The following is a 13,690-nucleotide window of genomic DNA, read 5'->3' as shown; positions in this document are numbered from 1 at the left end:
TCCCACTGGTATCCTGAATCCTTAGCCTGCAATACTATCCAGTGCCGTAATCGATTCATCAGGTAAATAAAGTGCAGCCGCTGCGAGGTTTTCTCGTAAATGCTCCAAAGATGAGGTGCCCGGAATGAGCAGAATGTTCGGCGAACGGCGCAAAAGCCACGCTAAAGCGACCTGCATTCCTGTCGCATTCAGGTTTTCAGCTACTTCAGTCAGAATGGATGACTGGAAGGGACTAAAACCGTTAAGGGGGAAAAATGGGACATAAGCTATATCCGCCTGTGCCAGGGTATCTATCAAGGCATCATCCTGGCGGTGAGCCAGATTGTAATGGTTTTGCACGCAGACAATCTCACAGATTTTACGGCTTTCCTCAATCTGCATCGCGGTAACATTGCTCAGGCCGATATGTCCCACTAATCCCTGTTGCTGAAGCTCTGCAAGCACGGTCAGTGGCGCTTCGATGGAACCTTCAGTTGGACCATCCACACCAAGCATTATCCTTAAGTTAACGACTTCAAGCCGTTCCAGCCCAAGATTTTTCAGGTTGTCATGCACTGAACGGGTAAGCGTCCCGGGCGATAAATCAGGGATCCACTCACCATTATTGCCGCGTACTGCACCAATTTTCGTGACGATTGTTAGATCTTGTGCGTAAGGCGCAAGCGCTTCTCGTATCAGTCTGTTGGTAACATGTGGACCGTAATAATCACTGGTATCAATGTGATTTACGCCAGCGCTGACCGCCTCATACAGCACTTTTACCGCTTTATCATAATCCCGCGGTTGTCCAAATGCGCCCGGCCCTGCTAATTGCATTGCGCCATAGCCAAGCCGGTTTACGCTGCGATCGCCAAGAGAATATGTGCCTGCGTGACTGATATCCGTCATAAAAACCTCTTACTGTAAAGTCGAGCAGATACCATAGGAGAAAAATTTAATCCGCACTATGCTATAACGTCCCCTTTATCTTTGAGATCGTCCAAATTAGCTATGGATCCCCTTTCTGATGTTCTCGCGCTGCTTAAACCACGCGGTTATGTCTCCACCGCATTAGATGCTGGCGGAGAATGGGCGCTGCGCTTTCCTTCCAATGCGGGAATAAAATGTTATTCAATCGTGTCGGGGCATTGCTGGCTGTCGATAGAGGGTGTTGATGACCCTATTACCCTGAGCGCCGGCGATAGCTTTCTGTTACCCGGAGGACGGCCATTTGTCATGGCCAGCAATCTTTTGCTACCGTCGGTAGATTCTAATGAAGTCTTTGCGTCCCCAAGGATAAAGGGGGTTATCAGCCACAATGGCGGCGGAAATTGTCTGATGGTAGGCAGTCGCTTTTTTCTTGGCCAGCGCCATGCCGGTATCTTGCTCTCAATGTTGCCACCTGTCGTTTTTATCCGGGCAAAAGCTGACCAGGCGGTTTTACTTTGGTCGGTTAACCTCATGATTCAGGAGCTTTCTGAGCAACGGCCAGGCAGTGAATTGACTGCCGAACATTTGGCACATTTGATAATGATTCAGGCGCTACGGATGCATATGAATGAAGGCAGTAAAAACGGTGGTATGGGATGGCTTTATGCGTTAGCCGATCCGAAGCTCGCTGCGGCGCTTAATGCGATGCACTCCACCCCGGCGCATCGCTGGACACTCGCGGAATTAGCGAATTACGCCGGAATGTCACGTTCGGCTTTTGCCTTAAATTTTAAAAAGGTGGTCGGCACAACTACGATGGAATATCTAACACAATGGCGCATGATGCTGGCCGGTGAAAAGTTACTTAATTCAGGGCTTCCAATTTCAGCAATTGCACCGTCCCTTGGCTATGAATCTGAAAGCGCCTTCAGCACGGCATTTAAACGCGTGATCGGATGCTCGCCTCGGGATTATACCCGACGTCATCGCCTCTCAGATTAAAAGGGTGGAACGCACACGCTTTTCGTGCCTGAAGATGTTAAGGAAATGATAACGCTATTCACCATATGCGGTGTTTATACGTATGTCGATCCAGAGGAAAATGCGCCCTTTTCATTTTTGGCTGAACAGCTGTAGCCCTGTTTTATCGGGGCATGGGAGATGCGCTGGCGTAGTACCTGAAAACATATCCCGCAGCCCCAGGGGGAGGAAAATCGCTTTTTTACGGACATGATGTGGGGAGATATGGACGAGCGCGAAGGACTGCAACGACTGCTGGTCCGTGCAGAACAGGAGGACATTATCCTCTGTACCAAAATGGACCAACTGGGCCGTAATACGTCTGACATGATCAAAATCGTCGACACATGTTATAAAAAGAGATAGCCATCAGGCTTCTGAATAATGGGCTGAGTACTGAAGTAACGACGGGTAAAATGGTTATTCAGATCCTTGCAGCCGTTGCAGAGGCGGAACGTGAACGAATATTAGAACGTAGCAACGAGGGCAGAGTGGTTGCGATGGCGGCAGGGGTTAAAACCTCATAAAGGGTCGTGAATGGCTCTGAAACTTATTCACCGTGATATTCCCATTAAGATGGTGATGGAGAAAACCGGCATTTGACGGGCAACTTACTTTCGGTTGAAGAATCATCAGAGCCGTTCCTGATGTTCAGAAGATACAAATGAAATTTTCAGGCTCCTGCCTCGGAAGCGCTAAACATCTTCACATAAATGACCGGGGACATAATGGATAATTATAATCAGTTGCTTGCATTCATATGGGCGTATGAATACGGCAACTTTTCTGCCGCCGCGCGGGCAAACGGATTGACGCCTTCAGCAATGAGTAAACTCATCAGCCGGCTTGAGGCGAGATTACAGGTAAGACTCTTCCATCGCGGAACGAGAACGTTAACGCTGACCGAAGAGGGACACGTTTATCTTAACAGTGCCCGGGCAGTCGTTGACGCAATGACGGAGGCTGATTCACTGGCTGAAGATATGCCATCACGCATCAGCGGGCAGCTGAAAATCCGTACTATGACTACCTTTGCCCGTTATCATATCCTTCCATGGTTGTCCGAGTTTATTGACGCCTACCCTGACCTCAACGTTGATATTGAAACGGGGCCGGTTTACCGGGATGACTTTGATAAAGGGCTGGATTTGGCCATTTATGGTGGTGTACTTGCGAGTTCTTCCCGAATCGCCCGTCGTATCGGTGAGAGTCAGTGGATTACCTGCGCTTCGCCGGCCTACATCACCAGGTACGGCATACCCTCCCATCCCCGTGAGTTGATGGAGCATCGCTGTTTTCACTTTAATTTCGATAGCCACTGGAACCAGTGGCTATTCGCCGAAAACAATCAGAGCATCATATTCCCGGTGAAACCGGTTGCCTCCCTGTCGCAGGGCGATTTGTTGCGCGATCTTGCCATTCAGGGAGAAGGTATCGTCCGGCTGGCTGACTTCCACGTTCACCGGGATATCAGAGAAGGAAGATTAATCCCGCTTTTGAAGGCATTCCAGTCTCCTGTCAGAGAGCCGCTCTATATAATTTACGCAAAAAGGCAGCATCTTAGCCCACGCATCCGCTGTTTTATTGAATTCATGGAAAAACAGATAGCCCTTCATCCCTGGAACATTTGAATTTTCAGTCAGCCCTTACTACTTGTCCCTCAGGTCATATTTTAATACCCACTGTGAAACTACGTCACAGTGGGTATTCCTGCTGCTCGAATCCCGTCGCTAACGGATCGTGTTACTGTTTTATGGATTTTTACAGAACGAATCCATTTTCCAGGACACAATAAATTACTATGTCAGACAGACAAACATCACGGGCAGGGATGGCACTGGCCCTGGCTTTCTTTTCCGGAATGCTGAGCAGCAGCCTTCCCACTCCACTCTATCCCGTGTACATCAGTTTATATGGCTTCAGCGCTTCTCAGATAATGGCGGTGTTTGGCGTCTATGCGGCAGGTGTACTTTTCGCGCTGGCATTTACTGCCAAATTCAATATCAGGACTGACCTGTATACAAGACCTCTCTATGCAGGTCTGGCATGCGTTTTGCTGTCATCACTACTAATGATGTTTGCAGATAACCTTATGATACTTCTCCTCGGCCGATTTGTTACGGGTCTGGGTTCAGGTATTTTAATGGCCTATATTAACCGCTCGCTGATTAAATTATTTGATACGGAAGTAAGTAATACTGCGGCATTGACGGCTTCTGCCTCGTTGATCCTTGGACAGGCTATTGGCCCATTAATAACGGGGGAAATCGTGCATCGCGGTTTTTATGCACTTAAGGCTCCCTACGTAATTCTTTTTATTCTGGTTACAGCTTCAGTATTTGCGATCAGGGGCAGTCGTCTGGTGATTAACAGGCACAGTACGCCCGTAACCGGTGAACGGAAAAATGTCAACGCTCAAGGTCATAAGGCGCTCTCTTTCCGGGACGTCATCGTCTGCTGCATGGCCATATTTCTTTCATGGGCGATGGCGTCCACGTTTATGTCCCAGGGGCCCACCCTCGCCCGCACCTACTTCAATGTTACCAGCGTGCAGCTGGTAAGCTATTCACTGTCGGTATTCCTACTGATTGCAGGTATCACCCAGATAGTGATGAGAAAAAAACACCATTATTCATCGCTGAAAATCGGAATTGTTACCCAACTTGCTGCGGTTTTGATCGTCCTCTGCAGTGTATACACAACGGATCCCTTCCTTCTTTTCATAGCCGTGATGCTCGAAGGATTCGCCTATGGGGCAATACTGGTCGGTGCCGCCACTATCGTTAATGTGGTCGCCAGGCAGAGTCAGCGGCACCACCTGATAAACCTTCTTTACATTGTGGGATACGTGGGTAACTGGTTGCCGTTTTCGCTGAGTGTAATGATGGATCATTTCTCCCAGGAAAAAGCCCTGAATGCCTATCTTTGTTTGTGCAGTGTTTTAAGTGCGTGTATTGCTTTATCGGCTTATTTCGCGGGAAGGAGCCAGCCAAAATCATGGGTCGGAGCATAAAATACTAAATAACATAGACGGAAAATCAATCATCCGGGCCCATCTATGCATGACGGCCGGAAATAGAATGCGAAAAATTCAAACGTAAAGTCAAAATTAAAGGAAAATAAAGATGTTATTATGAATGCTAATTTCCCGAAAGTCGATCACATCGTCTAAGGAAGGCTCCTCCCTTACGAGCGCTCAGCCTTGATGACCTGGTATTGCCATCTTCGTGGAAGATAACACGTCTACGGTTGCTGAAATTGCCACGATGACCGGTATGCTGCGTATTCCTGAATCAAAACTGGCATGCAAAAGATAAGCACAATCAGCGCTCTTTATCTTTCTCCATCAATATATTTAAAAATGAGCGTACCTTTGTCGGGCGAAATCGAGATGCGGGAAAAACTGCATGAATCTCACCTGAAGGTAGTTCCCATTCTGGGAGCACCTGAATTAAGCGGCCAGAAATAAGATCATCACTGACAACGTAATCCGGCAACACAGAGATGCCTGCACCTTCTCTCACCGCTTCACGGACCGCCAGTGTGTTATTAATGAATATCGAGGGCTGAACGTTGATACTTTGTTGATCCGATCCATTCAGCGTGAAATGCCACTGAGAAGGTTCACGCAGAGCTGTATTGGCTATAAAAGGCAGTGGTTTGATATCTTGTGGTTTATTAATTTTTTCTACCTGCGGCTGCATATTGCGCGGGGCTATCAGCAGCTGCCGGAAGTGCCCGATTTTCCTTGCCTGCAAATGTGAGTCATCTAACCAGCCCACACGGATGGCTATTTCTATATCTTTGTCCACGATATCAAACTTGTTATCACTTATCACGGCGTCAACTTTGCAGTCTGGATAGCGCTGACTGAATGCAGTGATAGCTGGAACGACGACGCTGATCCCATAGTCAAAAGGCGCTGTCAGCCTCAATGTCCCAGAGGGCTCAGCCACCAGTGCGTCTAACTCTGCAAAGGCTTCCTCTGTTTCACGTAGAATAGACGCACAGTGCTCATAAAAGACTTTTCCCGCATCCGTTAAGCGAATGGTACGAGTGGTACGGATAAGAAGAGTGGTGTTCAACTCCTCTTCAAGACGCGCGACCTGATGACTGACTACCGCTTTAGTTATACCCAAACGCTCGGCAGCTGCAGTAAATGAGCCAGCTTCAACCACGGAGACAAAGTAGGCAAGGCGTCTGATATTTCCCAGTTTTCTCACTATCGCATTCCAATTGTATGTTTTTAGATGACAAGCTGTTTACCATGGATGTATTTAATATCCAATGAAAGTTTTCTATGATGAGCTACTTTTAAAAATAGGGGGCACCTGTGAACATGATTCTTAATTACTTATTCGATCCACTTTGCGGTTGGTGCTACGGCGCGTCACCTGTGCTTACTGAACTAAATGACATTCCGGGTATTAAACTTGAGTTCATGCCAACCGGCCTGTTTTCAGATGCCGGTGCACGTCCCATGAACAATGAATTTGCTGCTTTTGCGTGGGAAAACGACCAGCGAATTTCTAATATCACCGGGCAGCCTTTTTCCGAGATTTATCGCGAAAAAGTGCTTCATGACCAGCAGAAAAAATTTGACAGTGGTTCAGCCACGCTTGCGATTACTGCAGTATCGCTGTCAAACCCTTCGCGGGAAATTGAAGCGCTGAAAGCAATACAACGCGCCCGTTATGTTGAGGGGCTTGACGTCACGTCATTGTCGGTTCTTGCGGGTGTGTTAAGTTCTCAGGGGTTGGAAAATGCAGCGAAGAAAGTGTTGGATCCTACAGCAGACTTGCTCGAAGCAAACCATACTCGTACTGAGCGTGCGAAACGATTAATGCGGGAATTTGGCGCACGCGGTGTTCCCACTTTTATTGCCGAATCCGGCTCAAAGCGCTGGATGCTAAACTCAAGCATATTGTTTTCAAACCCTCATGAATGGGTACGTCAGTTAGTGGATTCATAACGTCTGGTGAAAGCAATGCTCACCTAATTACCACTTTAACAGAAGGGGAAAATACGATGACACTACAAACCAACGTCCCTGATGCAGGGAAGAACATTCCCCTGAGTTGGACACATTTTCCTGCCGGCGAGCACGGTTTTTATCGCTCGCCAGTGCTGATCTCTGGCGATAAGGAAGCCGTACTTATTGACGGTGGTTTTACGCTCGCCGATGGCAGACTGCTGGCAGAGGCTATCCAGAAAACAGGTAAAAAGCTGACCACAATCTATATTAGCCAAAGCGACCCTGATTACTACTTTAGCCTCGGTCCCGTAAGAGCAGCCTTTCCGGAAGCTCGTGTCGTTGCCGCATCGTCGACAATCGACGCCATTAAGAAAAGTGTTGATAAGAAACTGGCAGTGTGGGGCCCACAACTCCAGGACAACGGCCCGCAAACGTTGTCAGACATCGTTATGCCCGAGGTCTTTGACGAGGATGCGTTATCTCTCGAAGGCCAGGCCCTCGAAATTATCGATGCTGATGGCCTCGCTAACCGTCGTTATCTCTGGGTACCTTCGCTTAACGCCATTTTTGGCGGTGTACTGGTGTTCTCTGGTACCCATGTGTGGACCGCCGACACTCAAGGTCCAGAGGCTCGCGCACTTTGGATAAAAAATCTGGACACCATGGCATCCAGACATCCCACGACGGTCATCGCAGGGCATATGTTATCTGAGGGTACTACCGATATTTCAGCAATAACCTATACCCGCGACTATCTTCTGGCTTTTGAGAACGAACTTAGTCTGGCCGGTGACAGTAGCGAACTGATTGCAGCCATGACAAAACGTTATCCTGATGCTGGCATGAGTGTCGCTTTACAAATTGGTGCAAAAGTCGCCAAGGGCGAAATGAGTTGGGGATAGAATAGTGAAGAGTAATGTGGAAATTATACGCGCGACTTATGAAGGCACCTCTGAAGAAAATGGAAAGAACCTGCTTGCTGTCCTGTCCCCCAATGCGACATGGACTGAAGCGGCTGGGTTCCCCTATGCAGGGACTTACACCGGTGCAGAAGAGATAATCGCTAACGTATTTCAGCGACTGGATAAACACCTTCGACGTTACCTCTGGCTACGCTTCATTTCCAGAGAGTAAAATAGTAATGTTCACCCATGCTGCGGAACAGTCATACCAGATTTATGGAGCCCCCAACGGTGGTCATTCTGGTTGTCTTGACAGAAAGAAAATTCAGATTCACCTTACTTATTAGCCAGTTAATGGCAAAAGCGTTCCCAGTCAGAGGAGCCAAATGTATGTTTCATGCATCTTCATGAATCTGTATACGATTGAGATTAAACGAGGAGAACGACACTAAAATCCGCAGTCTCAGGCCTTCTGAAAAACCTTTCAACGTTTGCAATTAACACCGCCTGTACCCGTTAGTTAATCCCGGCAGTTAACGTTTCTCGTATCTCAAATATCGCATCAGTGCCCGTAAAGCGATGATGCGATAAGTGAAAAGAAAATCTCGTTTACCGCACAGCACGTAATCCGTCAGAGTTAGCTGTTTTTAATCCCTGGAGTTGGGGTGTATGCACATGAAATGAGAGCATATTTTCAGCATCAATAAACTGCTTAACACCCTGTTTATCGGGTAATGCTGTCAATGCGCCCTTTTGCGTCGTCGCCAGCGCTCCGCAGGCGCTGGCCTGTGTGATAGCTTTCTCGAGTTGTATTAAATCATCCAGTGGATTTCCCTGTGCGATGCTTGCCAGCAACCCTGCCATGAAGGCATCCCCCGCTCCCGTTGTGTCCAGGCTTTCCACCTCGAATGCACTTACGCGAACAAACTTGCCCTGCCACAATACGTCTGCACCGTTTACCCCCCTGGTAACCACTTTCAGGCATGAAGGGTATTCCATTAATAAACTCAGCGCGTTCTCATGATGGTTTGTCCCAGCCAGCCAGTACAACTCCTCTTCTGAAAGCTTGAGAATATCCGCCTCGCGTGCAAAATGACGCACGGTATCAGACATGATCATGGGGTCCGGCCACATTTGTTCACGTAGATTAAGATCAAAACTTAACATCCCTCCGCGCTGTTTAATCTGATCCACTGCCCGCACCAGGGTTTCGCGACAATCCACAGCCACCAACGCCAGCGAACAAAAATGCAAAATGTCGTTGCCGAAATCCGGCAGATTAGTGGAAGACAAAAACTGATCTGCCGAGGGATTGACCAAAAAAGTAAAACTGCGATCGCTGTTTTCACCGAGGGAAACCACCACTGTGCTGGTACGATGTTCGGCATCAAATTGCATATGCTGTGTATCAACATTCTTCTCAGCAAGCGTGTCCTGAAGAAAATGACCGAAAGGGTCATCACCTACCCTGCCAATAAATCCACAATCACATCCCAACTGTGCAGCACCAACGGCTACATTGACCGGCGCGCCGCCCGCACACGCCGTATACTGCATCATCCCCTCAGGCATCAAATCGACTACCGCGTCACCCAATGTCCAGATTTTCATTTGACCTCCTTAGCGCAATGAATAGAGTTAGAAAAGATATTTAAAACGCACCCGTGCGCCATAGCGGTTATCGGTATTGCCGGTTTTAACCGCCGGTGATTCAAGCCATGAGGCATAGGCCCCGAGATAAATATTGAAGTTAGGCATATCCATGATGTCAGGCAGCTGCCATGAAGAATGGATGGTATGAATGTCATATTTTCCCGGTGCAAGGATCGCGCAGTCGCTGTCACAGTCACTGGCCAGGCCGGCCATATTGAACTTGTCGATATTGTTGTGCGCATAGATGTAACCAAGTTCCACGCGATGCCAAAAGGCATTAATTCCTGCGCTAAAATCTTTTTCGTCAGCGGCATCGAGATATGCGGTGCTCAGGTTAACGACTGCGCCGTTTTCTGCATCAGTTTTGAGTGTGTTCCAGCTCATGGTCATGCCATATCCTGTCCGGCTTGACTGATCGACCCAAACACCCTGCGTATTTTGATATCCATAAGCATTGTTCACCAGGTTGCTTTCGACAGCGGCGGCGACCGACCACTCGCCGGATTGCCAGGCCACGACCGGGCGGGCATAAACCACATTTTTTCGGTTATCTAACGTGTTGCCGTGATAGTTATTGTCGACAAATAGCGAACTGCCATCTTCTATTAGCGTGTTGAGTTCGAAATACCAGTTGTCGAGGGTTTTACTGAGCAGGAAATTGCCACCGCTGCTGCTACGCCCGCGCCCCTCTTTCATCATGTAGATATAACCGTAGCCGTCACTGTAGAGATCGTTAGCGGTGTTACCGGAATACTCAATGAACGTATCCTGGTTTAGCGGGAACATATCCCAGGCCTCGAAGCGACCTATTTTAATTTTCCAGTCATTCTGCTGACCAAAGAAAAATGCCGCATCATCGAGATTCATTTTTCCGTTGATATCAGCCAGTGGCTGAACACTAAATCCAGCATATTTTCCATTAATGCCATTTCGCAGACCATCAAACCCAAGGAGAATGCGACCATTCATATCCCAGCGTTCTTTATCTCCGGGGGCCCAGTTTTTATTACTACTGGTTTTTACCGACGTCAGGCTACCGGTACGGCTGGCACCATCCATATTAAATTCAACATCACCATAAAATTTTATATCACTATTGCCAGTGAGCTGAAGAGCAGGAGTGGCGGGAACATTATTGACCACAGGGGATACTTGCTTCTCCTGCTTGAGGACGCGAATTTCTGCCTCCGCAGTCGCAGCGCGTTGTTCCGTGACTTTCAGTCGCTGCTCCATTTGTTCCAGCCGTTGTTCGAGTGAAAGCGCATCCTGTGCATTCGCTGCTGAGGAGAGTACAGACGTCAAAATACATCCGAGCCAGATTTTATTCATCGGAAAGACCTTCTTATTATTTATAGTAATGCATCATTTTGGTGTAAATACAGCCCAGAGATAAATACAGTAATAACCCGCCCATCCTCCAGGGCAGGTTATTTTCGACACTCACTATGGATTATCCCAGCTGCCAGGCTCCGGCATCTGATAATGTCGCCGTTCCATGCCAGGCAAATAAACTTAATTCGCGGCGATCGGCATCAGGATATATTCGGCTGCTGAGGCACGCCTCACCGTCATTAACGAATACCTCGACCGAAGAACTATCAATAAACATACGTAAAGCCAGAGGAGCGCCGGGCACCAACGGTACACTACGCGTGCCACATAATCCGTACTGCGGATAGCGGCGCTCAAGCACCAGACGCTGCATCTGTGTATCAACATAAACACGCAGGCCTTCACCCAGACTCAGTCCATACTGTTCCGCGTCACTGTTTGCGCAATCCCAGTGAAGCACAACTTCCATGGCTTCCCCTTTTTCCGCCATCAGGATCTGCTGATTTTTCAAGGTACTGACAGGCCAGGGGAACCAGGCCTGACGCAGCGCGTCGACCTCTTTCGCGGGCCGCATTTGCAGGCGATTGTTGTCATCAAGACTCAGCTCACGCGGCAGAGACAGCATCCCGGCCCAGCCGTCCTGTTGCTCCGGCAGCGGCGACTCCCACATATCCAGCCAGCCAATTATGATGCGGCGGCCATCCGGCGTCAGGAAGCTCTGTGGGGCATAGAAGTCATGTCCGTTGTCCATTTCGGCAAATTCCCCTGCGCGGACAAACGGCTCTCCAGGCTGCCAGTCACCCACCAGATAGCCGCTCTGGAACAGGTTGCGGTTCTCAAAACCCTGCGCGGCGATCCCCTGCGGGGAAAACATCAGGACACGTTTGCCATTAAGGGTAAAGAAATCAGGGCACTCCCACATAAAGCCCATTCCGTTTTCTGCCTCATCCAGGATCCCTTCATCCTGCCACTGACGCAGATCGGCTGAGCGATACAACCGGACTTGCCCGGTATCGCCAACGCGCGCACCGACGACCATGTACCAGCTATCCCCTTCGCGCCATACCTTAGGGTCGCGGAAATGATGTAAGTCCGGCGGGGTATCGATAATGATCCCCTCACGCTTAAAGTGAATACCATCGGTGCTGGTGGCCAGGCACTGCACCTGATAAAGGTTCTCTTCATTGCCGACATCGCCGTGAAATTTGTGTCCGGTGTAAATCAGCGACAGGGTATCGCCATCCACCACCGCCGAACCCGAAAAACACCCGTCTTTGTCTTCCGGCCCTTCCGGGGACAGCGCAACAGGTAAATGCTCCCAGTGAAGCAAATCTTTGCTCCGCGCATGTCCCCAGTGCATCGGCCCCCACTGAGTGGAATACGGATGGTGCTGGTAAAAAGCGTGATACCAACCATCAAACCACACCAGGCCATTAGGATCATTAATCCAGCCAGCCCTTGCGGCCAGGTGATAACGCGGGTACCAGCGCAGGTTTAGCCTCTCGCGTTTAGCCTCAAGTTCATGTTCAGCGTTAGCAATTGAGTACGTCATAGTCTTCACTCTTTTCATTCAAATAGTAGAAAGTTGCGGTATTTGCGGATCCCGGGTGGGTTTACCGGAGCGCAACAAGAAGATGGAAATAAAGGTGATACAGAACACCATCAGCCCCATAACCAGATAGGACTGGGCAAATCCATATTTTTCGTAGCTGTAGCCTGCGAGGGGTGACAGCACGGTGGCGATCACTGAACTCGTACAAGCAAAGCCCACCAGATAGAGCGTGGAGGAGAGTCGTTTATCGAAGTTAAGACTGTTGTACTTGAAGATTGAGATTAACAGTACCGGTAGCTCAACGGCATGTAACAGCTTAGTGATGGAGATAAGCAGTGGACCTTCCACTAACCCGGAAGCGATCATGCGCATCGCCATCACTATTCCGGCGAAAATCAGACCATTTTTGGCGCCGATACGATTGACCAGCCATGGAGCACAGAACATGCCAGCAGCCTCAAGGAACACCTGAAATGAATTCAGATATCCGTACATGGCATTTCCTTCATGTTGCGTCGGGAACTGTGAGGAAAAATAGACCGGGAACTGCTGATCGTAGACGCCGTAGATACAGGTCCCGACCACAAAGAACACCAGAGCCCAGAAGCGCGGCAGGGTCAGCAGACGAACCGCATCTTCCAGCGTGACTTTTCCGCCTGATACGGCCTCCTGCATCGCATGTGGTGCCGAAGAGACGCGCAACCGCATCAAAAGCATAAAGAAGATCAGACCAGAACAGCTGGCGACCACGAAGTTTAACTTCGGGTTTATATTAAACAGCAGCCCGGCGAAAAACGTTGCCACCGCCCAGCCCAGCGACCCCCACATTCTTGCTTTTCCGAATTCAAACTGGCTCTGGCGTGCGACACGCTCGGTGTAGGATTCCAGAACACCAATACCGCCATTGAATGTCAGACCGATATAGACACCACCAAAAAAACTGCCAAGAAAGACATTCACTTTCAGAAGATGACCAAAAAGCAGATAAGCCGGGCCGGAAAAGATCAACAATGCCGTGATAAACCAGAGCAGGTTCTTGCGCAAACCGAGCTTATCCTGAATAAAACCATAACAAATTTGCACAAACAGGGTGGAAAACGACATCACTGAAAAGATGATTCCGGTGTCCCCTGCTTTCAGACCGACTTCCTGATGCAGCCAGATAGAGAGCAGTGAGCCAGTAGAGGACCAGGTCACAAAGAAAAAGAATAATAAAGCGCTGAGTATCAGATAACTTTGAGAATGATGGGTTTTCATCATGGCAATCTCATGCGGAGTTGGAGCACAAATGATAACGTTAACATAAAATCAAATGCATGCCGTTTTACGGCAATTCTAGATGTTAAT

At 48.8% G+C, this 13,690-nt stretch carries 14 protein-coding genes; 8 read left to right on the top strand and 6 right to left on the bottom strand.

Going from position 1 to position 13,690, the window contains the following annotated elements:
• Positions 1–21: 21 nt before the first annotated feature.
• Positions 22–888 (bottom strand): aldo/keto reductase family oxidoreductase, encoded by an 867-nt coding sequence (locus tag HHI26_RS21430; protein ID WP_133843224.1) that lies wholly within the window; start codon positions 886–888, stop codon positions 22–24.
• Positions 889–990: 102 nt separating this feature from the next.
• Here HHI26_RS21430 and HHI26_RS21425 point away from each other — a divergent pair, with 102 nt between their 5' ends.
• From HHI26_RS21425 to HHI26_RS21410, 5 genes are all read left to right on the top strand, one after another.
• Positions 991–1,911 carry an AraC family transcriptional regulator gene (locus HHI26_RS21425; RefSeq protein ID WP_133843222.1) on the top strand — a complete coding sequence of 307 codons (921 nt, stop codon included), beginning with the start codon at positions 991–993 and terminating at the stop codon, positions 1,909–1,911.
• Between the two features lie 228 nt (positions 1,912–2,139).
• The gene (locus tag HHI26_RS25640) at positions 2,140–2,295 is read left to right on the top strand and encodes a recombinase family protein (protein WP_277395234.1); all 156 of its coding nucleotides are present in this window, start codon (positions 2,140–2,142) and stop codon (positions 2,293–2,295) included.
• A gap of 50 nt (positions 2,296–2,345) precedes the next feature.
• Positions 2,346–2,456, top strand: coding sequence for a recombinase family protein (locus HHI26_RS25635; protein WP_272952607.1), 111 nt, complete (start codon positions 2,346–2,348; stop codon positions 2,454–2,456).
• 201 nt (positions 2,457–2,657) lie between these two features.
• Complete coding sequence (locus HHI26_RS21415) at positions 2,658–3,560, top strand: LysR family transcriptional regulator (protein ID WP_133843220.1); 903 nt, start codon at positions 2,658–2,660, stop codon at positions 3,558–3,560.
• A 200-nt stretch (positions 3,561–3,760) separates the two neighbouring features.
• Positions 3,761–4,942: an MFS transporter gene (locus HHI26_RS21410; protein WP_159336956.1), complete on the top strand. Its 1,182-nt coding sequence runs from the start codon at positions 3,761–3,763 to the stop codon at positions 4,940–4,942.
• 310 nt (positions 4,943–5,252) lie between these two features.
• Here the strand turns inward: HHI26_RS21410 and HHI26_RS21405 are convergent, their stop codons facing one another.
• On the bottom strand, positions 5,253–6,152 hold the full coding sequence (locus tag HHI26_RS21405; RefSeq protein WP_197931305.1) for a LysR family transcriptional regulator: 900 nt from the start codon (positions 6,150–6,152) through the stop codon (positions 5,253–5,255).
• Between the two features lie 116 nt (positions 6,153–6,268).
• On the opposite strand from HHI26_RS21405, the gene HHI26_RS21400 reads away from it, so the two are divergent.
• From HHI26_RS21400 to HHI26_RS25550, 3 genes are read left to right on the top strand one after another with little or no spacing between them, the layout of a single operon-like run.
• Positions 6,269–6,901 carry a DsbA family protein gene (locus tag HHI26_RS21400; RefSeq protein WP_197931312.1) on the top strand — a complete coding sequence of 211 codons (633 nt, stop codon included), beginning with the start codon at positions 6,269–6,271 and terminating at the stop codon, positions 6,899–6,901.
• A 56-nt stretch (positions 6,902–6,957) separates the two neighbouring features.
• Positions 6,958–7,806 carry an MBL fold metallo-hydrolase gene (locus HHI26_RS21395; protein ID WP_171149672.1) on the top strand — a complete coding sequence of 283 codons (849 nt, stop codon included), beginning with the start codon at positions 6,958–6,960 and terminating at the stop codon, positions 7,804–7,806.
• 4 nt (positions 7,807–7,810) lie between these two features.
• Positions 7,811–8,038: a hypothetical protein gene (locus tag HHI26_RS25550; protein WP_241008328.1), complete on the top strand. Its 228-nt coding sequence runs from the start codon at positions 7,811–7,813 to the stop codon at positions 8,036–8,038.
• A gap of 377 nt (positions 8,039–8,415) precedes the next feature.
• Here the strand turns inward: HHI26_RS25550 and HHI26_RS21385 are convergent, their stop codons facing one another.
• The 4 genes from HHI26_RS21385 to HHI26_RS21370 all read right to left on the bottom strand — a co-directional run bounded on the left by HHI26_RS21385 (position 8,416) and on the right by HHI26_RS21370 (position 13,603).
• Complete coding sequence (locus tag HHI26_RS21385; RefSeq protein ID WP_171149671.1) at positions 8,416–9,417, bottom strand: aminoimidazole riboside kinase; 1,002 nt, start codon at positions 9,415–9,417, stop codon at positions 8,416–8,418.
• Positions 9,418–9,444: 27 nt separating this feature from the next.
• Positions 9,445–10,788, bottom strand: a complete 1,344-nt coding sequence (locus tag HHI26_RS21380) for a carbohydrate porin (protein ID WP_171149670.1) — start codon at positions 10,786–10,788, stop codon at positions 9,445–9,447.
• A gap of 121 nt (positions 10,789–10,909) precedes the next feature.
• Positions 10,910–12,343: a glycoside hydrolase family 32 protein gene (locus HHI26_RS21375; RefSeq protein ID WP_171149669.1), complete on the bottom strand. Its 1,434-nt coding sequence runs from the start codon at positions 12,341–12,343 to the stop codon at positions 10,910–10,912.
• A gap of 18 nt (positions 12,344–12,361) precedes the next feature.
• On the bottom strand, positions 12,362–13,603 hold the full coding sequence (locus HHI26_RS21370; protein ID WP_133843203.1) for an MFS transporter: 1,242 nt from the start codon (positions 13,601–13,603) through the stop codon (positions 12,362–12,364).
• Positions 13,604–13,690: the final 87 nt, after the last annotated feature.

The sequence above is a fragment of the Erwinia sp. JH02 genome (assembly GCF_013074405.1).
Lineage (GTDB): Bacteria > Pseudomonadota > Gammaproteobacteria > Enterobacterales > Enterobacteriaceae > Erwinia > Erwinia rhapontici.
The sequence above is the reverse complement of the archived record's forward strand: the minus strand, read 5'-3'. Positions and strand labels throughout refer to the sequence as shown.

What these genes read in the sequence shown, in the direction of transcription:
- HHI26_RS21400 (WP_197931312.1), top strand. Translation starts at nt 6,269, where the DNA reads ATGATTCTTAATTACTTATTCGATCCACTTTGCGGTTGGTGCTACGGC.
- HHI26_RS25640 (WP_277395234.1), top strand. Translation starts at nt 2,140, where the DNA reads ATGATGTGGGGAGATATGGACGAGCGCGAAGGACTGCAACGACTGCTG.
- HHI26_RS21430 (WP_133843224.1), bottom strand. Translation starts at nt 888, where the DNA reads ATGACGGATATCAGTCACGCAGGCACATATTCTCTTGGCGATCGCAGC.
- HHI26_RS21370 (WP_133843203.1), bottom strand. Translation starts at nt 13,603, where the DNA reads ATGATGAAAACCCATCATTCTCAAAGTTATCTGATACTCAGCGCTTTA.
- HHI26_RS21385 (WP_171149671.1), bottom strand. Translation starts at nt 9,417, where the DNA reads ATGAAAATCTGGACATTGGGTGACGCGGTAGTCGATTTGATGCCTGAG.
- HHI26_RS21415 (WP_133843220.1), top strand. Translation starts at nt 2,658, where the DNA reads ATGGATAATTATAATCAGTTGCTTGCATTCATATGGGCGTATGAATAC.
- HHI26_RS21380 (WP_171149670.1), bottom strand. Translation starts at nt 10,788, where the DNA reads ATGAATAAAATCTGGCTCGGATGTATTTTGACGTCTGTACTCTCCTCA.
- HHI26_RS25635 (WP_272952607.1), top strand. Translation starts at nt 2,346, where the DNA reads ATGGTTATTCAGATCCTTGCAGCCGTTGCAGAGGCGGAACGTGAACGA.
- HHI26_RS21410 (WP_159336956.1), top strand. Translation starts at nt 3,761, where the DNA reads ATGGCACTGGCCCTGGCTTTCTTTTCCGGAATGCTGAGCAGCAGCCTT.
- HHI26_RS21375 (WP_171149669.1), bottom strand. Translation starts at nt 12,343, where the DNA reads ATGACGTACTCAATTGCTAACGCTGAACATGAACTTGAGGCTAAACGC.
- HHI26_RS21395 (WP_171149672.1), top strand. Translation starts at nt 6,958, where the DNA reads ATGACACTACAAACCAACGTCCCTGATGCAGGGAAGAACATTCCCCTG.
- HHI26_RS21425 (WP_133843222.1), top strand. Translation starts at nt 991, where the DNA reads ATGGATCCCCTTTCTGATGTTCTCGCGCTGCTTAAACCACGCGGTTAT.